The sequence below is a fragment of the Mycobacterium sp. NGS27 genome (assembly GCF_059813005.1).
In genome coordinates this window covers 243,229-266,787 of record NZ_JCALDT010000003.1, presented here as the reverse complement: position 1 = coordinate 266,787, position 23,559 = coordinate 243,229, and the positions used below count along the sequence as shown (strand labels likewise).

At 69.2% G+C, this 23,559-nt stretch carries 26 protein-coding genes; 11 read left to right on the top strand and 15 right to left on the bottom strand.

The features are described from left to right. Positions 1 to 4: 4 nt before the first annotated feature. Entirely contained in the window at positions 5 to 376 is a 372-nt protein-coding gene (locus AC5Y30_RS09745) for a DUF3054 domain-containing protein (protein ID WP_499917912.1), read from the bottom strand. 69 nt (positions 377 to 445) lie between these two features. Here AC5Y30_RS09745 and AC5Y30_RS09740 point away from each other — a divergent pair, with 69 nt between their 5' ends. From AC5Y30_RS09740 to AC5Y30_RS09715, 6 genes are all read left to right on the top strand, one after another. Further along, positions 446 to 1,192, top strand: a complete 747-nt coding sequence (locus AC5Y30_RS09740) for an SDR family NAD(P)-dependent oxidoreductase (protein ID WP_499917911.1) — start codon at positions 446 to 448, stop codon at positions 1,190 to 1,192. A gap of 4 nt (positions 1,193 to 1,196) precedes the next feature. Continuing rightward, positions 1,197 to 2,381 carry an acyl-CoA dehydrogenase family protein gene (locus AC5Y30_RS09735; protein ID WP_499917910.1) on the top strand — a complete coding sequence of 395 codons (1,185 nt, stop codon included), beginning with the start codon at positions 1,197 to 1,199 and terminating at the stop codon, positions 2,379 to 2,381. 12 nt (positions 2,382 to 2,393) lie between these two features. After that, the gene (locus AC5Y30_RS09730; RefSeq protein ID WP_499917909.1) at positions 2,394 to 3,542 is read left to right on the top strand and encodes an acyl-CoA dehydrogenase family protein; all 1,149 of its coding nucleotides are present in this window, start codon (positions 2,394 to 2,396) and stop codon (positions 3,540 to 3,542) included. A gap of 7 nt (positions 3,543 to 3,549) precedes the next feature. Further along, positions 3,550 to 4,212, top strand: a complete 663-nt coding sequence (locus tag AC5Y30_RS09725; protein ID WP_499917908.1) for a TetR/AcrR family transcriptional regulator — start codon at positions 3,550 to 3,552, stop codon at positions 4,210 to 4,212. Between the two features lie 5 nt (positions 4,213 to 4,217). Further along, positions 4,218 to 4,829 carry a hypothetical protein gene (locus AC5Y30_RS09720; RefSeq protein ID WP_499917907.1) on the top strand — a complete coding sequence of 204 codons (612 nt, stop codon included), beginning with the start codon at positions 4,218 to 4,220 and terminating at the stop codon, positions 4,827 to 4,829. 64 nt (positions 4,830 to 4,893) lie between these two features. Then, entirely contained in the window at positions 4,894 to 6,273 is a 1,380-nt protein-coding gene (locus AC5Y30_RS09715) for an NAD(P)/FAD-dependent oxidoreductase (protein ID WP_499917906.1), read from the top strand. Here AC5Y30_RS09715 and AC5Y30_RS09710 read toward each other — a convergent pair. From AC5Y30_RS09710 to AC5Y30_RS09690, 5 genes are all read right to left on the bottom strand, one after another. Then, positions 6,270 to 7,496 (bottom strand): O-succinylhomoserine sulfhydrylase, encoded by a 1,227-nt coding sequence (locus AC5Y30_RS09710; RefSeq protein WP_499917905.1) that lies wholly within the window; start codon positions 7,494 to 7,496, stop codon positions 6,270 to 6,272. The genes AC5Y30_RS09715 and AC5Y30_RS09710 overlap by 4 nt on opposite strands. A gap of 7 nt (positions 7,497 to 7,503) precedes the next feature. Then, positions 7,504 to 7,944: a rhodanese-like domain-containing protein gene (locus AC5Y30_RS09705; protein ID WP_499917904.1), complete on the bottom strand. Its 441-nt coding sequence runs from the start codon at positions 7,942 to 7,944 to the stop codon at positions 7,504 to 7,506. A gap of 167 nt (positions 7,945 to 8,111) precedes the next feature. Beyond that, the gene (gene purT / locus AC5Y30_RS09700; RefSeq protein WP_499917903.1) at positions 8,112 to 9,374 is read right to left on the bottom strand and encodes a formate-dependent phosphoribosylglycinamide formyltransferase; all 1,263 of its coding nucleotides are present in this window, start codon (positions 9,372 to 9,374) and stop codon (positions 8,112 to 8,114) included. Between the two features lie 39 nt (positions 9,375 to 9,413). After that, positions 9,414 to 10,061 (bottom strand): PaaI family thioesterase, encoded by a 648-nt coding sequence (locus AC5Y30_RS09695; protein WP_499917902.1) that lies wholly within the window; start codon positions 10,059 to 10,061, stop codon positions 9,414 to 9,416. After that, complete coding sequence (locus AC5Y30_RS09690) at positions 10,058 to 11,356, bottom strand: adenylosuccinate synthase (protein ID WP_499917901.1); 1,299 nt, start codon at positions 11,354 to 11,356, stop codon at positions 10,058 to 10,060. The genes AC5Y30_RS09695 and AC5Y30_RS09690 overlap by 4 nt, the downstream gene beginning before the upstream one ends. 176 nt (positions 11,357 to 11,532) lie before the next feature. Between AC5Y30_RS09690 and AC5Y30_RS09685 the strand changes: the two genes are divergently transcribed. From AC5Y30_RS09685 to AC5Y30_RS09675, 3 genes are read left to right on the top strand one after another with little or no spacing between them, the layout of a single operon-like run. Further along, entirely contained in the window at positions 11,533 to 12,183 is a 651-nt protein-coding gene (locus tag AC5Y30_RS09685) for a peptidase M50 (RefSeq protein ID WP_499918241.1), read from the top strand. A 9-nt stretch (positions 12,184 to 12,192) separates the two neighbouring features. After that, a complete protein-coding gene (locus AC5Y30_RS09680) occupies positions 12,193 to 12,975 on the top strand; it encodes a site-2 protease family protein (protein ID WP_499917900.1) in 783 nt (260 codons plus the stop codon). 40 nt (positions 12,976 to 13,015) lie between these two features. Beyond that, on the top strand, positions 13,016 to 13,912 hold the full coding sequence (locus AC5Y30_RS09675; protein ID WP_499917899.1) for a cation diffusion facilitator family transporter: 897 nt from the start codon (positions 13,016 to 13,018) through the stop codon (positions 13,910 to 13,912). Between the two features lie 4 nt (positions 13,913 to 13,916). Here the strand turns inward: AC5Y30_RS09675 and AC5Y30_RS09670 are convergent, their stop codons facing one another. Further along, the gene (locus tag AC5Y30_RS09670) at positions 13,917 to 14,330 is read right to left on the bottom strand and encodes a DUF3151 domain-containing protein (RefSeq protein WP_499917898.1); all 414 of its coding nucleotides are present in this window, start codon (positions 14,328 to 14,330) and stop codon (positions 13,917 to 13,919) included. A 120-nt stretch (positions 14,331 to 14,450) separates the two neighbouring features. Between AC5Y30_RS09670 and AC5Y30_RS09665 the strand changes: the two genes are divergently transcribed. Then, on the top strand, positions 14,451 to 15,320 hold the full coding sequence (locus AC5Y30_RS09665; RefSeq protein WP_499917897.1) for an Rv0361 family membrane protein: 870 nt from the start codon (positions 14,451 to 14,453) through the stop codon (positions 15,318 to 15,320). An 85-nt stretch (positions 15,321 to 15,405) separates the two neighbouring features. Here AC5Y30_RS09665 and fbaA read toward each other — a convergent pair whose 3' ends face one another. Next, positions 15,406 to 16,437: a class II fructose-bisphosphate aldolase gene (gene fbaA / locus AC5Y30_RS09660; RefSeq protein WP_499917896.1), complete on the bottom strand. Its 1,032-nt coding sequence runs from the start codon at positions 16,435 to 16,437 to the stop codon at positions 15,406 to 15,408. A gap of 83 nt (positions 16,438 to 16,520) precedes the next feature. On the opposite strand from fbaA, the gene AC5Y30_RS09655 reads away from it, so the two are divergent. Further along, positions 16,521 to 17,213, top strand: a complete 693-nt coding sequence (locus tag AC5Y30_RS09655) for a DedA family protein (RefSeq protein ID WP_499917895.1) — start codon at positions 16,521 to 16,523, stop codon at positions 17,211 to 17,213. Between the two features lie 12 nt (positions 17,214 to 17,225). On the opposite strand, the gene AC5Y30_RS09650 is transcribed toward AC5Y30_RS09655, so the two are convergent. The 7 genes from AC5Y30_RS09650 to ttfA are packed head-to-tail and all read right to left on the bottom strand — an operon-like array spanning position 17,226 to position 23,558. Further along, positions 17,226 to 18,578 (bottom strand): 3-oxoacid CoA-transferase, encoded by a 1,353-nt coding sequence (locus tag AC5Y30_RS09650; RefSeq protein WP_499917894.1) that lies wholly within the window; start codon positions 18,576 to 18,578, stop codon positions 17,226 to 17,228. Further along, the gene (locus AC5Y30_RS09645) at positions 18,568 to 19,707 is read right to left on the bottom strand and encodes a glycoside hydrolase family 76 protein (RefSeq protein ID WP_499917892.1); all 1,140 of its coding nucleotides are present in this window, start codon (positions 19,705 to 19,707) and stop codon (positions 18,568 to 18,570) included. Before AC5Y30_RS09645 ends, AC5Y30_RS09650 begins: the two co-directional genes overlap by 11 nt. 26 nt (positions 19,708 to 19,733) lie before the next feature. Then, the gene (locus tag AC5Y30_RS09640; RefSeq protein WP_499917891.1) at positions 19,734 to 20,381 is read right to left on the bottom strand and encodes a TrmH family RNA methyltransferase; all 648 of its coding nucleotides are present in this window, start codon (positions 20,379 to 20,381) and stop codon (positions 19,734 to 19,736) included. Next, complete coding sequence (locus tag AC5Y30_RS09635; protein WP_499917890.1) at positions 20,378 to 21,280, bottom strand: hypothetical protein; 903 nt, start codon at positions 21,278 to 21,280, stop codon at positions 20,378 to 20,380. Before AC5Y30_RS09635 ends, AC5Y30_RS09640 begins: the two co-directional genes overlap by 4 nt. A 36-nt stretch (positions 21,281 to 21,316) precedes the next feature. Beyond that, positions 21,317 to 21,856, bottom strand: a complete 540-nt coding sequence (gene pyrE / locus AC5Y30_RS09630) for an orotate phosphoribosyltransferase (RefSeq protein WP_499917889.1) — start codon at positions 21,854 to 21,856, stop codon at positions 21,317 to 21,319. Continuing rightward, positions 21,843 to 22,619: an SDR family NAD(P)-dependent oxidoreductase gene (locus tag AC5Y30_RS09625; protein WP_499917888.1), complete on the bottom strand. Its 777-nt coding sequence runs from the start codon at positions 22,617 to 22,619 to the stop codon at positions 21,843 to 21,845. The genes pyrE and AC5Y30_RS09625 overlap by 14 nt, the downstream gene beginning before the upstream one ends. Positions 22,620 to 22,676: 57 nt before the next feature. Then, the gene (gene ttfA, locus AC5Y30_RS09620; protein WP_499917887.1) at positions 22,677 to 23,558 is read right to left on the bottom strand and encodes a trehalose monomycolate transport factor TtfA; all 882 of its coding nucleotides are present in this window, start codon (positions 23,556 to 23,558) and stop codon (positions 22,677 to 22,679) included. Position 23,559 lies beyond the last annotated feature (1 nt).

Genomic DNA, 23,559 nt, shown 5'->3' with positions numbered 1-23,559 from the left:
CGCCTCAGACGCCGGAGCGACGCCGCATGGTCAGCCCGGCGGCCACTCGCCAGCCCAACAGCAACAGCGCGGTGACCGTCGCCGCGACCACCACGAAGCTCGCCGCCACACCCGCGGACGTCGCCTTGCGCAGCAGCATGCCGACGACGACGGTGGACAACCACGCGACTATCCCGGTCGGCGCCACCGCGGTCGGCCGCCGCCACCCGCGAGAGACCAGCCATCCGACGACCGTGCCGGTGAGAAACGGCCACGCCGTCGCGGCGATTCCGGTGACATCGAGGCCTTCGTCATGGCTGCGGCGCCCAAGGGCGCAAAAGACCAGCACACCGACGACATCCACCGCGAGCCAGGCCGGCCGCTGGAGCCTAAGCATTCAGGCAGACTACCGGGGCGCCGCGCGATCCTTGACCGCCCGGCCGCGGTGAATCTAGATTCGTCAGCGATGAATGCGCATTCACACGGCGGCCTGGCGGTGGTGACCGGCGCCGGCTCCGGCATAGGCAAGGCAATAGCGCTGGGCCTCGCCGCGCGCGGCGAGCGCGTGGTCGCCGCCGACCTAGACTCGGCGGCGGCGTCGGCCACCGCCGGCGAACGCCCCGAGAAGATCACCGCGCTACCGGTGGACGTGGCCGACCCGGAACAGGTTCGCGCCCTGCGGGACCGGATCCACGCCGACCTCGGCGTGCCCAACATCGTCGTCAACGCGGCCGGATGGGACCGCACCGACCAATTCCTCAACGCCACACCGGAATTCGCTCAGAAGGTGGTGGCCATCAACTACCTGGGGCCGGTGCACGTCTGCTCGGCGTTCCTGCCGGGGATGATCGAGACGCACGGCGGCGGGCGCGTGGTCAACCTGGCCAGTGACGCCGGCCGGGTGGGCAGCGCCGGCGAGAGCATCTACGCCGGCGCCAAGGGCGGGGTGATCGCCCTGACCAAGTCGCTGGCCCGCGAAATGGCCCGCCACCACATCACGGTCAACTGCGTGTGCCCCGGCCCGACCGACACCCCGCTGTTTCATGCGCAACCCGAGAAACTGCGGGAAGCACTGGTCAAGGCCATCCCGTTTCGCCGGCTGGCCCGACCCGAGGAGGTCGCCGCGCCCGTGCTGTTCTTCGCGTCCGAGGCCGCCTCGTTCATCACCGGACAGGTGATCAGTGTCAGCGGCGGCCTGACGATGGCAGGCTGATGACATGAGCACTCACACGCCACCGGCCTTCGACCGCGACGACCCGCTGGGCCTGGACGCCTCGCTATCCAGCGACGAGCTTGCGGTCCGCGACACCGTGCGGGGGTTCTGCGCCGAGCACGTCCTGCCGCACGTCGCGGAGTGGTTCGAGATCGGGGACCTTCCGGTCCGCGAGCTGGCCAAGGGGTTCGGGCAACTCGGCCTGCTGGGCATGCACCTGGACGGGTACGGCTGCGCGGGGGCGTCGTCGGTGCACTACGGCCTGGCCTGTACCGAGCTCGAGGCCGCCGATTCCGGCATCCGATCGATGGTCTCGGTGCAGGGCTCGCTGGCGATGTTCGCGATCTGGAACTTCGGGTCCGAGGAGCAGAAGCAGGAATGGCTGCCCGGCATGGCCACCGGCGAGCTGCTCGGCTGCTTCGGCCTGACCGAACCCGACGTCGGCTCCGATCCCGCCGCGATGAAAACCCGGGCGCGCCAAGACGGTTCGGATTGGGTGCTGAACGGACGCAAGCTGTGGATCACCAACGGCTCGGTCGCCGACGTCGCCGTCGTCTGGGCCGCCACCGACGACGGGATCCGCGGTTTCGTCGTGCCCACCAAGACGCCCGGATTCAGCGCCAACACGATCCACCACAAGCTGTCGCTGCGGGCCTCGATCACCAGCGAGCTGGTGCTCGACGACGTGCGGGTGCCGGCCGGGGCGATGCTGCCCGAGGCCAAGGGGCTGCGCGGGCCGCTGTCGTGTCTGTCCGAGGCCCGCTACGGAATCATCTGGGGCTCGATGGGTGCGGCGCGCTCGGCCTGGCAGGCCGCGCTCGATTACGCCACGCAACGCACCCAATTCGGCCGGCCCATCGCCGGTTTCCAGCTGACCCAGGCCAAGCTCGTCGACATGGCGGTCGAGCTGCACAAGGGCCAGCTGCTGTCGCTGCACCTCGGGCGGCTCAAGGACAGCGGCGGGCTGCGGCCCGAGCAGGTGAGCTTCGGCAAGCTCAACAACACCCGCGAGGCGATCGAGATCTGCCGCACCGCGCGAACCATATTGGGCGGCAACGGAATATCGTTGGAGTATCCCGTGATCCGGCACATGGTCAACCTGGAATCGGTGCTGACCTACGAGGGCACGCCCGAGATGCATCAGCTGGTCCTCGGCCAGGCGTTCACCGGCAGCGACGCCTTCCGCTGACTCCGAGCACCGATGACCGCCCGCCTGGAGTACACCACCGAGCATCACCAGTTCCGGGAACTGGTCAGCGATTTCGTGCGGCAGACGGTGGTGCCCAACCACGAGAAGTGGGAACGGGACGGCCAGTGGGATCGCTCGCTGTTCATCGAGGCGGGCAGACTCGGGCTGCTGGGCTTCTCGGTTCCCGAGCGTCTCGGCGGCCCGGGCGTGCGCGACTTCCGCTACAACGCGATCGTGATCGACGAATTGCAGCGCGCAGGTGCGGCGGCCGAGGCCATCGCCTTCACTCTGCAAAACGACGTGGTGCTGCCCTATCTCACCGACCTGACCACGCCCGAACAGCAACAGCGCTGGCTGCCCGGCGTGGTCACCGGCGAGACGGTGCTCGCCATCGCGATGACCGAACCCGGCACCGGTAGCGATCTGGCCGGCATCCGCACGACGGCGGTGCGAGACGGTGACGACTACGTCGTCAACGGCGCCAAGACGTTCATCTCCAACGGGCAGATCGGCGACCTGTTCGTCATCGCGGTGCGCACCTCGCCGGACCGCCACCAGGGGCTCTCGCTCCTGGTCGTCGACCCGGCCACACCCGGCTTCGCCCGCGGCCGCAACCTGGAGAAGATCGGCCTGCACGCCCAGGACACCAGCGAGCTCACCTTCACCGATATGCGGGTGCAGAGGGCCAACCTGCTCGAAGGCGAAGGCAGGGGTTTCTACCAGCTGATGAAGAACCTGCCCCAGGAGCGGCTCGCGCTCGGGGTGGGGGCGGTGGCCGCCGCCGAAGGCATTCTGGCCGAGACCCTGGACTATGTGCGCGACCGCACGGCGTTCGGCTCACCGATCGCCAGCTTCCAGAACAGCCAATTCGTGCTCGCCGAGCTCGCGACCGAAATCGACATCGCCCGAACCTATCTCGACGACTGCCTGGCCCAGCACCTGGCGGGTGAGCTGACCGCCGCGCGCGCAGCCCGGCTGAAGTGGTGGACCACCGACCTGCAGGTGCGCACCGCCGACCGCTGCCTGCAGTTGCACGGCGGGTACGGCTACATGCGCGAATACGGCGTGGCGCGCGCCTTCGTCGACGCCCGCATTCAGACCATCTACGGCGGCACCAACGAGATCATGAAGACGATCATCGCCAAGGACCTGGGCATCTGAGGCTGTCATGGTCACCGATTACAGCGATCTTCCCGCCGACGAGGCCGTGCGCGCGGCCCGGGCGAGTTCGCGGCGCCGCCAGGTGCTGGACGCCGCCGTAAAGGTCATGGGCCGCAACGGGTTTCACCAGATGTCCATGCAGGATCTGGCCGCCGAGGCCAAGGTCAGCGTCGGCCTGATCTACAAGTACTTCGGCGGCAAGGAGGACCTGCTGCTCGGGACGATCGTGCGGATCCTGGACGTGTTCCGCGATCAGCTGGCACCGGTCATCGCGGCCGCCGGCGACGACGTCGTCGACCAGTTGACCGCGGGCGTGCGCCGCTACGTGCAGATCGTGGACGAGAACCTCGACGGCGTGGTGCTGACCTACCGGGAGAGCCGCACCCTCGGGGCGCCCGGCCGCGCCCAGATCAAGGACCTCGAAATCGCCAGCGCCGCACCCCTGCGCGCGGTGATCGAGGACGGCATCGCCCGGGGGGTCTTTCGTGCCGTCGACGTCGACCTCATCGTGTTCGACATCATGCTGCTCGCCCACGGCTGGGCGCTCAAACACTGGCACTTCGGGACGATTTACGGCATCGATCAATACATCGCGTTGCAGACCCGCCACGTGCTGACCGGATTGATCGCCGACGACCGCCGCGCCGACTACGCGCACGTGCTGAAATAAGGGTCATGAGACGCACCGCCCGCCCGATTCGCGGCGCGATCGCGCTGCTGGCCCTGGGCGCCGCCGCCGGAATGCCCACGGCGGACGCCGATGCGACGCTGCCCGCGATGACGTCCAGCGGCGGTGGACCGATCGTCGGCGGCGGCATCAACGCCGGGATCGCGCAGCAGCTGTTCAGCTTCGGCAAGCCCGACGTGCAGGAGGTCGACGGCTCGGACGCCGCGCAATTCGTCACGACCGCCGCCGCGAGCACGAATTCTCAACTGGCCGCGCCCTTTTCGCTGATGCGCCGGGTGCTGGCGTGCCAGACCAACAACGCCGGATTCGGGGCGCGGGCCTTCCGGCGCAGCGACGGGCAATGGGGAGGCGCGATGGTGGTCGCCGCCAAAAGCGCCACGCCGAATCCCGACGGCCTGGTCGCCTGCGCCAAGACCAATTGGCGCAGAGCCACGGCCGGCACGCCGAGTTCGCTGTGCAACTCCGGGTGGAGCACCCCGAACACCTTCGAGAGCCGCCGCGGCGAGACCTATTACGTCATGCTCGCCGGAACCGCCGACGACTTCTGCAGCGCGGTCAACGCGAAATTCAGGGACAACTCCAACGGCTGGCCTTTCTAGGGCAGCGGAGTCATAGGCTGGGTATGCGCCGCAGGGGGCTTGCGGAAAGACAGAAGGGGTGAGCATGTCGCGTCATCACGTCGTCATCATCGGAAGCGGATTCGGCGGGCTGAACGCCGCCAGGGCGCTCAGGAGGGCCGACGTCGACGTCACCCTCATCTCGAAGACGACGACCCACCTGTTCCAGCCGTTGCTGTACCAGGTGGCCACCGGCATCCTGTCCGAGGGCGATATCGCCCCGACCACCCGGCTGATCCTGCGGCGGCAGAAGAATGTCCGCGTGCTGTGGGGCGAGGTCAACGAGATCGACCTGACGGCGAAGACGGTCACGTCACACCTGATGGGAATGCATACCGTGACGCCCTTCGACAGCCTCATCGTCGCCGCGGGCGCGCAGCAGTCGTACTTCGGGAATGACCAGTACGCGGCCTTCGCCCCCGGCATGAAAAGCGTCGACGACGCCCTCGAACTGCGGGCGCGCATCCTCGGCGCGTTCGAGGCCGCCGAGGTCGCCACCGACCCGGCCGAACGGCAACGGCGCCTGACGTTCGTGGTGGTCGGCGCCGGGCCGACCGGGGTCGAGCTGGCCGGCGAGATCGTCCAGCTCGCCGAGCGCACCCTGGCCGGGGCGTTCCGGACGATCACTCCCAGCGAATGTCGCGTCATCCTGCTCGACGCGGCGCCCGCGGTGCTGCCGCCGATGGGTCCCAAGCTGGGTCTCAAGGCGCAACGCCGGCTGCAGAAGATGGACGTCGAGATCCAGCTCAACGCGATGGTGACCGCGGTGGACTACATGGGCATCACCGTCAAGGAGAAGGACGGCGGCGAGCGGCGCATCGAATGTGCGTGCAAGGTGTGGGCCGCGGGCGTGCAGGCCAGCTCGCTGGGCGCGATGCTCGCCGAGCAGTCCGACGGAACCGAGACCGACCGCGCCGGCCGGGTGATCGTCGAGCCCGACCTGTCCATCAAGGGGCATCCGTACGTGTTCGTCGTCGGCGACCTGATGTCGGTGCCCGACGTGCCCGGCATGGCGCAGGGCGCGATCCAGGGGGCGCACTACGTCACCAAGCTCATCAAGCAGGCGGTGAAGGGCCAGGACGATCCCGCCAACCGCAAGCCGTTCAAGTACCTGAACAAGGGCAGCATGGCGCTGGTTTCCCGGTACAGCGCCGTCGCGCAGGTCGGCAAGCTGGAGTTCGGCGGCTTCATCGCCTGGCTCGCCTGGCTGCTGCTGCACCTGTACTACCTCGTCGGCCACCGCAACCGCATCGCCGCCATGTTCTCCTGGGGAATCTCGTTCCTGGGCCGCACCCGCGGCCAGATGGCGATCACCAGCCAGATGATGTACGCCCGGCCGGTGGTGGACTGGGTGGAGCAGCAGGCGCAAGAGGGAACCCTGGCGGCGGCCGACCGCCTCGACGCGGCCGAGAAACAGGCCGGTTAGCTCAGCGCCCGGTCGATGTCCGCGATCAGGTCGTCGGTGCCCTCCAGGCCGACCGAGATCCGCACCACGCCGTCACCGAGCCCGATCGCCGCGCGACCCTCCGGGCCCATCGCCCGGTGCGTGGTGGTCGCGGGATGCGTGACAAGGGATTTGGCGTCGCCGAGGTTGTTCGAGATGTCGATCAGCGCAAGCTTGTCCAGCACCTCGAAGGCCCGTTGCTTGGCCTTGTCGGCGGGGCAGTCGAGTGCGAACGTGATCACCGTTCCCCCGCCGGACATCTGGCGCTTGGCCAAGTCGTATTGCGGGTGCGAGGACAGATACGGGTAGCGGACCCAGCTCACCGCCGGATGGTCCTCCAGGAATTCCGCGATCCGGAAGGCCGAGTTGTTGCTGTGTTCGACCCGGAGCGCCATGGTCTCGAGCCCTTTCACCAGCACCCAGGCGTTGAAGGCGCTCATCGCGGGGCCGGTGTGCCGCATCAGTTTCTGCACCGGACCGTCGATGTACTCCTTGTCGCCCAGGATGGCCCCGCCGAGCACCCGGCCCTGACCGTCGATGTGCTTGGTGGCGGAGTACACCACCACGTCAACGCCGAGCGGAATGCCCTGCTGCAGAAGCGGTGTCGCAAACACGTTGTCCAACACCACTTTTGCGCCCGCAGCGTGCGCAAGCTCGCTCACCGCTGTGATGTCCACCAGCGACTGCATGGGGTTCGACGGCGTCTCGAAGAACACCGCGGTGGTGGGCACGGACAACGCCTGCTCCCACTGCGCCAGGTCGTCGCCGTCGACGAAGACGGTTTCGACGCCCCACCGCGGCAGGATCTCGTTGCACACCACGAAGCACGAGCCGAACAGGCTGCGCGAGGCGACCAGTCGATCCCCCGCGCCCAGCAGCGCGCCCAACGAGGTGAACACCGCCGCCATGCCGCTCGCGGTGGCGAAGGCCGCCGGGGCCCCTTCGAGCAGGCGCAACCGCTCCTCGAACATCGACACGGTCGGGTTGCCGTAGCGCGAGTAGACGAAGCGGTCCACCTCGCCGGTGAACGACCCCTCGGCGACCGTCGCCGACTCGTAGACGTAGCCCGACGTCAAAAACATCGCCTCGGCGGTCTCGTCGAAATTCGAACGCAACAGCCCGCCGCGCACGCCGATGGTCGCCTGGCTGACGCCGTCGGGCAGCGCCGCGGGCACGCGAACGGAATCGTTGTCGGCCGGGGTCATCGCCGGCTCAGCCCTGTTTCCACGGCAATCCGATGGCCCGCCAACCCGTTTCGCCCCGGTGGCCATTGACGTCGAGTTGACCCTCGAAGCCGTCCAGGATGTTGTACGCCGGCGTGATGCCCAGCTCGGTCGCGACCTCGGCGGCGCCGATAGAGCGGTTTCCGGAGCGACACAAGAACAGCACCGGGCGCTGCGCACCGGTTTCGGCCGGCGCCACCTGCTCGCGCAGTTGGTCGGCGAAATTCGGGTTGCGCTGTCCGTCGGAGGAATTCCACTCCAGGAACAACACCTCGCGGCCGAGGCTGGACAGATCGGGCACACCGACGAAGCGCCATTCGGCGTCGGTGCGCACGTCGACCAGCACGGCGTCGGGGTTGTCGCTGAGCAACTTCCAGGCCTCCAGGGGTGAGATGTCCCCGGCGTAGGAGTGTGCGTGCTCTGTGCTCATGCTCGTTTCCCTCATCGTCCGTCGTCAGCCACCCTATCCGCGCCCGGGCGGTCAAGCCCCGGCCGGAGCGCCCCCCGGCCCGGCAGCGGTATCTGACCTGCGATGGTATCGAGGCCGTCGCCGCGCCCGGCTGGGGGCGGTCGATTCGCCCGAACGGCCGCGCGGGCTCAGCCCTGTGGATCTGGACCGGCGAGTCGAGCAGCGACCTGGCCGGCCCGCTCGCGCGCGGCCGTCACTTCCGGGGCCGTGGCCAGGGCGCGGTAGCCGCGCCCGACCACCCGCAGGTCGCTTTCGGGCACGCTCAGGGCGCCGGTCAGCGCGGCGGCACCGTGGGCGACGGCGTCGATCGCGCGGGCGGCGGCCGGGGAAACCATCATGGTGTCCACCGGCAAGCCCAAGATCGTGCGGGCCTGCAGTTCGAACGCGGAGAGCCGCTGGCTGCGCAGCGTCACCCAGACGGTGTCGGTGGGGCGGGAGGTGACGTCGGCGAAGTACACCTCGTCGCCGTTGATCATCAGTTCGACGGCGAAGACGCCGCGTCCACCCAGCGCCTTCACCATTCGCGCGGCGATCGACTTCGCGGCGTCCGTCGCCGCCGCACTCATTTTCTGGGGTTGCCAGGATTCCAGCACGCGCCCGCCGGAGTCACGATGACCGATGGGCGAACAGAATTCGATCACCGGACCCGCCGGCCCGTCGCTGCGCACGGCCAGCAGCGTCACGTAGAACTCGACCTCGACCACCGTCTCGGCCAGCACCCGCGGCTGTCCGGGGCCCGCGTGACCAGCTACCGCGCGTTGCCACGCCGGTCCGAGGTCTTCGCGGCGCGCGGCGACCGACTGCCCCGGCCCGGTCGGCACAGACACCGGTTTCACCAACAACGGATAGCCGGCGTGCGCACCCACCGCCTCGAGCTCGCCCAGCGACCCGACGAACCAGAACGGCGCGGTGGGCAGCCCCAACTCGTCGGCCGCCAGCCGGCGCAGGCCCTCACGGTCGGCGCTGAGCCGCACGGCGCGGGCGCTGGGGACCAGCTCGGTGTGGTTCCCGCCGGACCCGGAGGCCTCGAGGCTCTCAAGGGCCTCAATGGCTGGGCCGGCGACGGTGTCCGTCGCGGTCACCACGAAGTCGGGTCGCAGCCGCTGCAGCGCAGCGGACAACTCGGCGGCGTCGGTCAGCGGGAGCACCAGGGCCTGGTCGGCCACGCCGTGCGCCGGCGCGTGCGGATCCTGGTCGACGGCGACCACCCGCGCTCCGAGGCGGCCCAGGTCGATCGCCAGCTCCCGGCTGGTCTCGCCGGAACCCAGCAGCACCACCGTCGGCCTGTCATCGGCCGGGGCGGACAAGGCTTCACCGGGCGCGGGAGCCGGCTGAGGTACGGCGAGTACCGTCGTTTCGTCGTCCCGTCCGTCGCTCACGCCGTCAGTCACGGCTCAAGGATAGGTCGATTCCCGCGATGCACCGCCGAGCTAGGGCTGGCCTGGGAGTAGCTGCACCATGAGGCCGTTGGCCTCGGCCAGCAGCGCGCCGGCGTCGTCGAGGAGTTCCGCGGACACGAACGCCTTGCGCCCCTCGGTGCTGGTGACCCGTCCGCGCACCACCAACGGCAGGTCGATCGGGGTGATTTTGCGGTAGTCGACGTGCAGGAATGCCGTCCGGCTGATCGGGCGGTTCGAGGCGTGCGAGACCATCCCGAACATGTGGTCGAACAACAGCGGCAGCACGCCGCCGTGCACCGCGTGGTTGCCTCCGACGTGAAACCGGGTGAAATGGCCGCGCATTTCGCAGCCGTCGGGCTCGTATCGCGTCAACGTCCACGGCGGCAACAGCAGGCTGCCCATGCCGGGCAAGCCCGGCGTCCGTCCGGCCGGGGCCTGACCCTCGACGGCGGCCTGGAACGGGCCGAGCAGCTCGGTCAGGGCCGTGACGCGATCGGCCGCGTCGTCCCACAGGTCGTCGTCGGGATCGGCCGACACGGCGAGGTCCTGCAGCCGCCGCATGGCCGCCACGAACCGCCCGAATCCCGGGCCGGGGCTGGCCACCCCGTATTCCGGGAAGCCGCCGTGATGGGTGTATTCGGGGTCGAGGTCCTTGGGATCGGCAGCGGCATCCGTCACGGACGGGCCGCCAGGACGTCGCGGCGCACGATGGTCTGCTCGCGTCCGGGCCCCACACCGATGCACGAGATGTGCGCTCCGGCAAGCTCTTCCAGCCGCAGCACGTAGTCGCGCGCCTTGGCGGGCAGGTCGTCGAATTCCCGTGCGTGCGAGATGTCCTCCCACCAGCCGGGCAGTTCCTCGTAGACGGGTTCGGCGCGCGACAGGTCGCTCTGCGTCATCGGCATCTCGTGGATGCGCTGACCGTCGATCCGGTAGCCGACGCACACCGGGACCGTTTCCAGACTGGACAGCACGTCGAGCTTGGTCAGGAAGAAGTCGGTGATGCCGTTGACCCGGGTGGCGTAGCGGGCGATGACGGCGTCGAACCAGCCGCAGCGCCGGCGCCGTCCGGTGGTGACGCCGAATTCGCCGCCCGTCTTCGACAGGTATTCGCCGTTCTCGTCGAACAGCTCGGTGGGGAACGGCCCCGAGCCCACGCGGGTGGTGTAGGCCTTGAGGATCCCGAGCACGGCGGTGATCCGGGTGGGACCGATTCCGGAACCCACGGCGGCGCCGCCGGCCGTCGGATTCGACGACGTCACATACGGATACGTGCCGTGGTCGACGTCGAGCAGCGTGCCCTGCGAGCCCTCCAGCAGCACGGTCTCCCCGGCCTCCAGCGCGGTGTTGAGCAGCAGCCGGGTGTCGGCGATGCGGTGTTTGAAGCCCTCGGCCTCCTCGAGCAGGGCCTCGACCACCTGGTGCGGATCCAGCGCCTTGCGGTTGTAGATCTTGACCAGGATCTGGTTCTTCAGTTCCAGCGCGGCCTCGACCTTGTGCGTCAACACTTCCCGATCAAGCACGTCGGCGACCCGGATGCCGATGCGCGCGATCTTGTCCTGGTAGCAGGGACCGATGCCGCGGCCGGTGGTGCCGATCTTCTTGTTTCCCATGTAGCGCTCGGTGACCTTGTCGATGGCCACGTGGTACGGCAACAGCAGGTGCGCGTCGGCGGAGATGAGCAGCTTGGAGGTGTCGACGCCGCGGTCCTCGAGGCCCTTCAGCTCGTCCAGCAGCACGCCGGGGTCGACCACCACGCCGTTGCCGATGACGTTGGTGACACCGGGGGTCAGCACTCCCGACGGGATCAGGTGCAACGCGAAATTCTCGCCGGTGGGCAAGACGACGGTGTGCCCGGCGTTGTTGCCGCCCTGGTAGCGCACCACCCACTGAACGCGCCCACCGAGCAAATCGGTGGCCTTACCTTTGCCCTCGTCGCCCCACTGGGCGCCGATGAGGACGATTGCCGGCATGACACGCTCCCACCTGATCTCGCCTGCGTATTGTGGTCCAGCCGGTGACCCACCCTAGCCTGGTGACCGCACGGGCCACCGGTGGCCGGCTGTGGAGCCGGGCAAATCAGCTTAAGCCAGGAGGTGGCGAGAAAGGCATGACCGAGCCGGTCGAGGCGGGCGCCGACATCGCGGACATGGCCGTGGTGGTGTTCGGCGACCGCCGGGTGCCACGGCCGCTCGCCGGCCTGGCCCTCGTCCGCGCCGACGGCACCGGCGACCCGGAAGCCATCGATGCCGCCATCGGGGCGTTCCGGCGGCTGGTCGTGCTGGGCGGCGACGCCGAGCTGGCCGCCGTGCTGACCCGGCTGCTGCGGGCCGAGCGGTTGGACGTCGAGGTGGCCTACGTGCCGCGCCGCCGCACCCGGGCGACCGGGATCTACCGCCTGCCGGCCGGATTCCGGGCCGCGCGGCGGGCCCGGCGCGGCTCGGCCCGGCGGGTGACGCTGATCCGCGACGAGACCGGGTCGGTGGTGGTCGGGCGGGCCTGCTGGCTGCCGCCGGACGGCGCGCGCTGGATCCACGGCGAGGCGGTGGTCGACGACACCACGCTGTTCGACGGCGACGTCGGCGGCGTGTGGATCGAGCCGATGCCGGCCGCGCCGGGCCTGCGCGCGGCGGTCGCGGGCCGCGGTCCCGGCCGCCTCTGGCGCCGATGGGTCACCGGCCGGGCCGCCCAGCTGGGCAGCACCGGTGTCGCCGTGCTGCGCGACGGCGTTCCCGCGGCGCGTGCCGCCCGCCGCTCGGCGTTCTACCGCAACGTCGAAGGCTGGCTGTTGGTCGGCTAGTTTCGATCGGTGAGCATCCCTGCCTCCCAACACGAATCGGTACGGCCCAGCCCGATCTTCCTGGGCCTGATCGGGCTGACTGGCGTCGGCGCCGCACTCGCCTGGTCGGCCGGGATCAGCACCCGGCCGCTCGCCTATGCCGGCGTGTTCATCTTCGTCATCGCCGGCTGGCTGGTGTCGCTGTGTCTGCATGAATTCGGGCACGCGGTGACCGCCTGGCGGTTCGGCGATCACGACGCCGCGGTGCGCGGCTATTTGACGCTGGACCCGCGCCGCTACAGCCATCCCGCGCTGTCGCTGTTGCTGCCCATGGTGGTCATCCTGCTGGGCGGGATCGGCCTGCCCGGCGCGGCGGTCTATGTGCGGACCTGGTTCATGACTCCTGCACGGCGCACCATGGTCAGCCTGGCGGGCCCGGCGGCCAACCTGGTGCTGGCGGTGCTGCTGCTGGTGGCGACGCGGTTGTTCTTCGACCCCACGCACGTGGTGCTGTGGTCGGGGGTGGCGTTCCTGGCGTTTCTTCAGCTCACCGCCGTGTTGCTGAACCTGCTGCCCATCCCCGGCCTGGACGGATACGACGCGTTGGAACCGCATCTGAGTCCCCAGACCCAGCGGGCGCTGGCGCCGGCCAAGCAGTGGGGCTTCGTCATCCTGCTGTTCCTGCTGCTGGCGCCGGTGCTCAACCAATGGTTCTTCGGGCTCGTGTTGTCCTTGTTCGACCTGTCCGGCGTGCCGGATGTGCTGGTGGGCTGGGGCAACGCGCTGACCCGCTTCTGGAGCCGCTGGTTCTGACCCTTGCCATATATGCGTTTCTGCGCATATATTTCGGCCCATGGGCGCAGGCCACAACCACACCCCCGCCGGCGCGGACGATGCTCGGCTGATCCCGCGCATGATCACGGCCGCGGCAATCCTGGCGGCGTTCTTCGTGGTGGAGCTGGTCACCTCGCTGCTGATCAACTCGATCGCGCTGCTGGCCGACGCCGGCCACATGCTGACCGACGTCGTGGCCGTCTTCATGGGACTGGCCGCCGTGAGCCTGGCGCGCCGCGGCAGCTCGTCGCCCGCCCGCACCTACGGCTGGCATCGCGCCGAAGTGTTCACCGCCGTCGCCAACGCCGGCCTGCTGATCGGCGTGGCGCTGTTCATCCTCTATGAGGCCATCCGGCGGCTGCGCGAAGCGCCCGCCGTCCCCGGCGTGCCGATGATCGTGGTCGCGCTGGCCGGGCTCGCCGCCAACTTCGTGGTCGCGCTGCTGTTGCGTTCCCATTCGTCGGGCAGCCTGGCGGTCAAGGGCGCCTACCTAGAGGTCGTCGCCGACACCGTGGGCAGCCTGGGCGTCCTGATCGCCGGGGTGGTCACCGTGACCACGTACTGGCCCTACGCCGATGTGGTGGTGGCGGTGCTGGTGGCGCTCTGGGTGTTGCCCCGGGCCGTCGCGCTGGCCCGCGACGCGCTGCGGATCCTGTCCGAATCGTCGCCGGCCCATATCGACGTCGAGGAACTGCGCGCCGCGCTCGGCGCCGTCGACGGGGTGAGCGACGTGCACGACCTGCACGTGTGGACGCTTTCGCCCGGCAAGGACATGTGCACCGCACACTTGATCAGCGCCGGCGACTCCGCGCGAGTGCTGCATGACGCGCGCGCGGTGTTATCGGCTCGCGGACTGGAGCACGCCACCGTCCAGATCGACTGCCCGGACGACAACGATTGTTCGGACAGCTTTTAAAGCGTTAGAGCCCCAGCGCCTTACGCGCTTCGGGGTCGCAATCGTCGAGCAGGTCCAGGCAGCGCGAGTACTCGTCGGTTTCACCGATGGTGTCGGCGGCGCGCGCCAGGGCCGCCACGCACCGCAGGAACCCGCGGTTGGGTTCGTGCGAATAAGGCACCGGGCCGAAGCCCTTCCAGCCGTTTCTCCGCAACTGGTCCAGGCCGCGGTGGTAGCCGGTGCGGGCATAGGCGTACGCGGTGATGGCCCGCTCGTCGGCCAACGCCTCTTCGGCCAGCGTCGCCCAGGCCACCGACGCCGTCGGATGCGCGGCGGCCACGATGCCGGGCTCCTCCCCGGCGAGCAGTTCCGCCTCGGCATCGGTATCCCCGGGCAGCAGGATCGGGTCGGGTCCTAGCAGGTCTCCCATCGGCGACATGGCTCTATTCTGCAGCTCGCCCCTTTTGCCCGCGAGACGCACCTCGGCCAACGCCGGAAGCGGGGTACCCGGTCGCTAAGCTCTGCAACTACCCGACGAAGCGGGAGGACAGTAGTACTCATGCCCAAACGATCCGATCCCGACCGCGGCGGCGCGCCGAAACGGCCCGGGTTCGACCCACGCGAGTCTCGCAGCGAACCGGGCGACGAGTGGGGGGCCGAGTCCGGCTTCGAAACCGGAGACGACGCCACCGAGGGCGTTCCCCTGGTCCCCAGCGATCCCGAGACCGAAACCGAGGTCATCAACAGGCCCGAGCCGCAGAGCGGCCCCGAAGAAACACCGGACGGGCCGCAGCGCGAACGTCGCTTCACCGCGCCGGGCTTCGACGCCAAAGAGACCACCGTCATCGCCACCACGCCGGAGCCCGCCACCGAGGTCTTCGGGGCCCCGCCCGGACAGGACGGCACCGCGCAGTTCGGCGTGCCGCCCAAAGCCGCTGTCCCGCAATCGATCCCACCCCGGCTCGGCGGGAAGCTGCGCACGTCGCGGCAATTCAACTGGGGCTGGATACTGGCGCTGGTCGTGATCGTCTTGGCGTTGGCGGCCATCGCGATCCTGGGCACGGTGCTGCTCACCCGGGGCAAACACTCGAATGCCTCGCGGGAAGACCAGGTTCGGCAAACCATTCAGAACTTCGACGTCGCGATCCAGCGGGGTGATCTGACCACGCTGCGCACCATCACGTGCGGCACCACCCGCGACGGCTACGCCGATTACGACGAACACGCGTGGGACGAAACCTATCGCCGGGTGTCGGCGGCCAAGCAGTATCCGGTGATCGCCAGCATCGATCAGGTGGTGGTCAACGGCCAGCACGCCGAGGCCAACGTCACCACGTTCATGGCCTACGACCCGCAGCTACGCTCGACCCGCAGCATGGATCTGCAATATCGCGACGACCAGTGGAAGGTCTGCCAGTCCGCCAGCTAGGTGCTGCCAGGTCGGTCCGCCGAGCGTGAAACTGGCTTCACAGTGGGCGCCGAGCGTGAAGCTGACTTCACGCTCAAGCGATTGATCAGCTGACAGACCTTCCGGCGCAGTGCAGGTCGGTGCAGGCCTGGACCACTCGCTCGGACATCGACGCCTCGGCCTTCTTCAGATAGCTGCGCGGGTCATAGACCTTCTTGACGCCGACCTCGCCATCCACCTTGAGCACGCCGTCGTAATTGGCGAACATGTGGCCGGCGATGGGGCGGGTGAACGCGTACTGGGTGTCGGTGTCGACGTTCATCTTCACCACCCCGTAGCGCAGCGACTCCTCGATCTCCGACGTCAGCGAACCGGAACCGCCGTGGAAGACGAAGTCGAACGGCTTGGCGTCCGCGGGCAGCCCCAGCTTGGCGGCCGCCACCTTCTGCCCCTGCGCCAGGATGTCGGGGCGCAATTTGACGTTGCCGGGCTTGTAGACGCCGTGCACGTTGCCGAAGGTGGCGGCGAGCAGGTACTTGCCGTGCTCGCCGTGGCCCAGCGCATCGATGGTCCTCTCGAAGTCGTCCGGCGAGGTGTAGAGCTTGTCGTTGATCTCGTGGGCGACGCCGTCCTCCTCGCCACCCACCACGCCGATCTCGATCTCCAGGATGATCTTGGCCGCCGCCGCGTCCTTGAGCAGTTCCCGAGCGATGTGAAGATTCTCGTCGATCGGCACGGCCGAACCGTCCCACATGTGCGACCCGAACAGCGGATCTTGGCCCCCGGCCACCCGTTTGGCCGAAATCGCCAGCAGCGGGCGGACATACGTGTCCAACTTGTCCTTGGGGCAATGGTCGGTGTGCAGCGCAACGTTGATCGGGTACCTGGCCGCGATGGAACGGGTGAACTCGGCCAGCGCCACCGCACCGGCCACCATGTCCTTGACGCCCAGCCCGGACGCGAATTCCGCGCCGCCGGTGGAAAACTGGATGATCCCGTCGCTGCCCGCATCGGCGAACCCCTTGATGGCCGCGTTGACGGTCTCCGATGACGTGCAGTTGATCGCCGGGAAGGCGTACGAATGCTCCTTGGCGCGTCGCAGCATCTCGGCGTAAACCTCGGGCGTGGCGATGGGCATGGCAACCCCCTTCTGCGGCCGGGTCCCCTCAGTATCGTCCAGGTGGCTCGGCGGCTCACCCGGGGCCGGTATGTTGAGGGATCATGAGCACCGCCGTGACGGCCCTGCCCGACATCTTCGACCCGATGTATTGGTTGGGCGCCGATGGCGTCTTCGGGTCCGCGGTGCTGCCCGGCATCCTGGTCATCGTCTTCATCGAGACCGGGCTGCTGTTTCCGCTGCTGCCCGGCGAGTCGCTGCTGTTCACCGGCGGCCTGCTGGCCGCGCACCCGAACCCACCGGCCAGCATCTGGGTGCTGGCCCCCGCCGTCGCGACCGTGGCGATACTCGGCGACCAGACGGGGTATTGGATCGGGCGGCGGATCGGCCCGGCGCTGTTCAAGAAGGAAGACTCGCGGTTCTTCAAGAAGCACTACGTGACGGAGTCGCACGCGTTCTTCGAGAAATATGGGCCCTGGGCGATCATCCTGGCCCGGTTCGCGCCCTTCGTGCGGACGTTCGTCCCGCCGGTTGCCGGGGTCTCCTACATGCGCTACACGGTGTTTTTGGGCTTCGATATCGTCGGCGGCATCCTGTGGGGCGGCGGTGTCACGCTGGCTGGCTACTTCATGGGCAACGTGCCGTTCGTGCACCACAACCTGCAGAAGATCCTGTTGGCCATCCTCTTCGTCTCCCTGATGCCGGCGTTCATCGCCGCCTGGCGAAGCTATCGGGGGCGACGGCGCGCGCAGAACACAGACGACCGGGAAGCCGAACGGCTGCCGGCGGCCGAGTAGCCCGCCGCGGGGTCAGACCGCGACGTTGAAGTCACAGCCCGTCTTGGCCCGTACTTCCTCCACCGTGACGCCGGGCTGCAACTCGGTGAGCACCAGCCCCCGTCCCGGCTCGACGTCGAAGACGCACAGGTTCGTGACGATCATGTCGACCACGTTCTTGCCGGTCAGTGGCAGCGTGCACTGACTGAGGATTTTGGGGCTGCCGTCTTTCGCGGTGTGGTCCATCAACACGATCACGCGCTTGACGCCGGACACCAAATCCATTGCGCCGCCCGGCCCTTTGACCATCTTGCCCGGCACCATCCAGTTGGCCAGGTCGCCGTTTTCGGCGACCTCGAGGGCGCCCAGGATGGACAGGTCGATGTGGCCGCCGCGGATCATCGCGAAGGAATCGGCGCTGGAAAAGAAGCTGGACCCGGGCAGGCTGGTGATGGTCTGCTTGCCCGCGTTGATGAGATCGGGGTCGACGGTGTCCTCGCTCGGGTAGGCCCCGATGCCGAGCAAGCCGTTTTCTGATTGCAGCGTGACCTTGATGCCCTCGGGGATGAAGTTGGCGACCAACGTCGGAATGCCGATGCCCAGATTCACGTAGAAGCCGTCGCGCAATTCCTGGGCGGCGCGCTGGGCCATCCGCTCGCGGATGGGGCTGTCGTTCTTCAGCGCGGCGCCGCCGCTCGTGGTGCGGAACTCGATGCGTTTCTCGTAGCCGGTGCCCGCGATGATGCGGTCGACGTAGATGCCGGGGGTGTGGATCAGGTCTGGGTCCAGCTCGCCGACCTCGACCAGCTCTTCCACCTCGGCCACCGTGATCGCGCCGCAGGTGGCGATCATCGGGTTGAAGTTCCGCGCCGTCTTGCGGTAGACGAGGTTGCCGGCCGTGTCGCCCTTCCACGCCTTGACGATCGCGACGTCGGCCCGGATGCCTTCTTCCAGAACGTATTCGGTGCCGTCGAAGACCCTGGTGTCCTTGCCTTCGGCGAGGTTGGTGCCGAAGGCCGTGCGGGTGTAGAAGCCGGGGATGCCCGCGCCGCCGGCGCGCAGCTTCTCCGCGAGCGTGCCCTGCGGCGTCAGCACCAGGTCCAGCTCGCCGGCCAGCACCTGGCGCTCGAACTCCTTGTTCTCGCCCACGTAGGAGGCGATCACCTTCTTCACCTGCCGGCCCTTGAGCAGCAGACCCATGCCGAAATCGTCTACGCCGGCGTTGTTTCCGACGATGGTGAGGTCCTTGATGCCGCTGTCGACCAGAGCCTGGATCAGTTTCTCGGGGATGCCGCAGAGGCCGAACCCGCCCGCGGCGACGGTGATGCCGTCTTCCAGCAGGCCGTGCAGGGCCGACTCCGCGTCGGGGTGGACTTTATTGCTCACCGGGGCTCCTGTTCTTCGACTCGGCGGAGACGTTACAGGCGGCCTCCATGAGCATCCAGCCCGACAGCTGCACCGACAGGTCCCGCTCGGGGACCTCGGACGCCATCACCGCTCCCTCGACGAACTCCGCCTGTTTGCCGCCCGCGGTGGGCAGCTGGGCGTCGCGGTCCCAGAAGGGGCCGAACACCGGCAGCCCGTCCACCGTCTGCCGGTTGTCCCAGGCCGCCTTCGCGCTGGCCAGCACGATCCGCCGGGCGTTGTCGCGGGCCAGCACGTCGTCGGCCGCCTCCCCCGGCAGCGCCGTGGCCACCAGCGCGAGGTACCGCGCGGTCACCCCGGCGAACAGGCCGCCGTCCCCGCCGCCGGCCCCGGCCAGCACCCCGGCCGGCGCCATCTGTTCGTCCACCGCCGCGACCAGCCGGTGCACCCGGGCGGCGTGGCGCTGCCTGACCTCGACCGCGGTGCGGGCGGCGAGTTCGGTCTCCAGGCCCAGCACCACGCCCTGGCAGTAGGTGTACTGCGCGCGCACCAGCGAGCCGGCTTTGATGCCGTCGAACACCAGGTGCGTCTCCGGGTCGATCAGCGTCTGGTCGATCCAATTGCCCATCTGCTCAGCACGTTTCAGATGGTCCCCGTAGCGGGCGAGAAAGATTCCGGCGGGGCCGTTGGCCGGGGCGTTGAAGAACTGGTCGGACTTTCGCCACGGGATGCCGCCGCCGTCCTCGGGCACCCATGCCCGGACGAATTGGTTGGCCAGCTTGGGCAAGGCGCGCCGGCGCTGCACGCCGGCGATCCGGGCGGCGCGTTCGAGCGCCAGTGCCAGCCAGGCCATGTCGTCGTAGTAGCTGTTGATCCACGAGAGGTTGTTGCGCAGCCGGTGCGAGCGGACCTGCCGGTTGATCTCGGCACGCCGGTGCGGCTGCGGATCGCGCGCCTGGGCGTCGATCAGGCAATCCAGCAGGTGGGCCTGCCACCAGTAGTGCCAGGTGCCGAACCAGCGGTCACGCCGCGTCGGCGGCCAGGCCACCACCCCCAGCTGAGTGGCGGGCAGCCCCCACAACCGCTTCAGATGTCGTTGCGTGACAGCGGCTTCGCAGCTGGCCGCGCGGTTGACCCAGAGCTGATCCATAGCTGTCGATCCTGCCCCATCGGGTTTCACCAGGCGCGGGACAGGTCGGCGTGCTGCTGGACCCAGGCGTGCATGGCGATGCCGGCGGCGACGCCGGCGTTGATGCTGCGCGTGGAGCCGAACTGCGCGATCGACACCGTCAGCGTCGCGCCCGTGCGGGTGTCGTCGGTGATGCCCGGCCCCTCCTGACCGAACACCAGCAGACACTCGCGCGGCAGCGCGGCCTCCTCCAGCCGCGCCGCGCCCGGGACGTTGTCCACGGCGACCACGGTCAGGCCGGCGGCGGTCGCGAAGTCCAGCAGCTCGGCGGTGCTGTCGTGGTGGCACAAGCGTTGATAGCGATCGGTCACCATGGCACCCCGGCGATTCCAGCGGCGGCGCCCCACGATGTGCACGGTGTGCACCGCGAAGGCGTTCGCGGTGCGCACCACCGACCCGATGTTGGCGTCGTGACCGAAGTTCTCGATCGCCACGTGCAGCGGATGCCGGCGCCGGTCGATGTCGGCGATGATCGCTTCCCGGGTCCAGTACCGGTAGGCGTCGACGACGTTGCGGGTGTCGCCCTCGCGCAACAGGACCGGGTCATACCGCGGGTCGTCCGGCGGCTCGCCCGGCCACGGCCCGACGCCGGCCGGCGGTGTCGGCGCCCACTCGGTGGGGCCCGGGCCGCTCATCGCGGCGTCCACACGCCGGCGTGCGTGCCGTCGATGGCCAGCGTCGCGTAGAGCAACGCGTCGTTGATCTCGCCCTGGGTGCACAGCGACGCGTTGACGTGCACCGCGTCCAACGAGGCGTCGGGCAGGATCAGCACCGACGACCCGTAGGTCGCGCAGGCCGGGTTCAGTCCCGGGGCGGGCAGGGTCGGCGATGCCAGCAGCATCATGGGCCCCCCGCGTTTGACGGACTCGTCGCGGTAGCGGGCCGCGACGGCGGTGGCTTCCAGCCCGAGCAGCATGTAGCCGTTGCCGGTGAACGCTCCCGGGTCGCCCAGCTGCGCCTTGGTCACCGGGATGCCGTCGGCCCGCCACGCCGACAGGCTGATGGTCTTGACCGCCAGGCCGCCGCTGTCGTTGGCGTTGGTGGGCAGCAGTCCGACCGGGAAGGCGACCGGGTAGGCCGACGAGCTGTTCGGAATCCGGTCGCGCGGCGAGTAGGCGTAGATACCGCGCACCTGACTCCGATCCTTCAGCGGCCCAAGGCAAACCGTGCCCGTGAGCCGGTCACGCGGCGCCGACAGGGGCGCGGGAATGTCGCGCACGCTGGTCTTCGCGGTGTCACAGCTGCCCAGGCCGGCGGCCTCCAGGGGGTGGGCCAGCGCGCCGTAGAGCCCGAAGCGGATGTCTTCGGGTTTCGCGTGCGGGTCCTTGGCCGAGGCCGCGCTGGCGTCGACGTCGACGAGCACGTAATCGCCGTCCCAGCGCAGGTTCGACACCGACATGTTCCACCCCAGCAGGGCCAGCGATTCGCCGAGCCGCGCGCCCTGGGCGCCGTAGGGGCGCACGGGTTGGCCTGAGGAGGAGCAGCCGGCCAGGCACAGCGTTAAACAGGCTGCGAGCGCAAGGAAGGCGCGCATGACTCAGCCGCCCGGGCTACGAAGATCAGCCGGCAACTAGCTCAGCCCCAGATCGGCGAGGCCGAGCACACTTCGGTAGGGCAGGCCTTCGGCCTCGATGGCCTCGGCCGCCCCGGTGGCGCGGTCCACCACGGTGGCCACCCCCACCACTTCGCCGCCGGCCTCCTGGACGGCGCGCACCGCGGTGAGCGCCGAGTTGCCGGTGGTGCTGGTGTCCTCGACCACCAGCACCCGCTTGCCGGACACCTCGGAACCCTCGATAAGGCGTTGCAGCCCATGGGTTTTCGCCGATTTACGTACGACGAAGGCGTCGATCGGGCGGCCCGGTGCGTGCATGACGGCCGTTGCCACCGGGTCGGCGCCGAGCGTCAGGCCGCCGACCACGTCGTAGTCCCAGTCGCCGGTCAGTTCGCGCATCAGCGCGCCGATCAGTGCCGAGGCGCGGTGGTGCAGCGTGGCCCGCCGCAGGTCGACGTAGTAGTCGGCCTCCTTGCCGGAGGAGAGCGTGACCCGCCCGTGCACCACCGAGAGGCGGGACACCAACTCGGCCAGCTCTTTGCGGTCAGGTCCGGCCACGACCACTCCCGATTCGTTTGGTGACCGCCCGCATCAGGGGCCGCGGAATCAGGCGCTCGGCGGCGATGATCGCTTTGTACTGCAGTCCCGGAATGCTGATGACCTTGCCGCGGGCGATATCGGCCAGGCTCTGGCTGACCACGTCGTCGACCTCGAGCCACATGAACGACGGCGACTTGGCCATGTCGATCCCGGCGCGGTCGTGGAATTCGGTGCGCACGTAGCCCGGGCACACCGCGTGCACGGAGACGCCGGTGCCCTGCAGGCCGACCGACAGGCCCTCGCTGAACGAGATCACCCACGCCTTGGATGCCGAATACGTCGACCCACGCCCGGGCACCAGCCCGGCGACGCTTGCGATATTGATGACGGTGCCGTCGCCGGCATCCAGCATGGCCGGCAGGGCGGCGCGGGTCAGGTGCATGACCGCGGTGACGTTGACGTCGAGCTGGGACTGCAGCAGCGCGGGATCGGCCGACCAGAAGTCGCCGGAGGTGCCGAAGCCGGCGTTGTTGACCAGGACGCGCACTCCCCCGGCCGCGAGCCGGTCGCAGACGCGCTGACGGCCGGCGGCATCGGCCAGGTCGGCGGGCAGGATCTCGACGTTGCCGGAGTGTTGGTGCAGCTCGTCGGACAACCTGGTCAGGCGGTCGACGTCGCGGGCGACCAGGACCACGTCGTAGCCGTCGCCGGCGTAGCGTCGCGCGAATCCGGCGCCGATCCCGGACGTAGGCCCGGTGATCAGGGCTACGGGGCGGGGCATGAGCGACATCCTAATGACGGCGGCTGCATCGGGCCCTGAGGTGCCCGGGGCCCGGCGTCAGCGCTGATAGTTGTTGGCCTGGTGGCCGTTGCGCCCGGCGGGAGGTGGACGGCGGATGGTTTCCGAGCGCCCATCGGCCGGCCGGGGCTGGTCGCGCCGGACCGGCTCGGCGGCGCGGCGACCCGGCTGCAGGTCGGGGCCCAGCAGTCCCGCCACGTCCTGCTGCGCGCGCCGGGGCGGCAGCTCCGCGCGGCCCGCCGGCGCCAACGGCCGGCTCGGTGAGGCGTTGCGCGGACCCGACGGTGCCCCGGCCTCCTGCGGGGCCTCCTCCGGCAGCGGGGGCAGCACCCGCAGCAGGTCGTTGAACTGGCGCACGGTGCGCAATCCCTCGTCCCACTCGGTGCGGGTGCTGGTGATCGGCATGGCCACCAGCGTCCAGTTCTGCTCGTTCCACATGATTTCGGCGCTGTCCGGTGCGGTGTGCGCGAAGGTGACCATGCGGCGGTCGCAGGCGCGCCGGGCGGCGTCGAGATTGGTGGAGTAAACCATTCGCGGCCCGATCGCACCCAACAGCCAAATGTCGCTTTCCCGTGGCTCTTTGAGCCCCTTGAGCCGCAGGTCCACCACGACGTTGGTGCCCACCTTGCGGTGCAGCGCGATGACGGTGGCGACCTCTTCGAGGTCGAAGATGTAGACGGCCTCGCCCCGGATCTGACCCAGCACCACGTTCTGGGCGGCGACGTCGCCGACGGTCGACATCACCCCCCGCTTCCACCGCTTGAGGATGTCGGCTGATTCGTTTTCGTAGTCGAACCCGTGCGACCGGGCCCACGACCTGCGGCGCCTGCTGCGCCCGCGCCGCCGATCGATGTCGACGTACAGCAACACCCCCGCGCCGACAAAGCACAGCGCGGAGAGCGTGAACCAGAGGGGGACCATC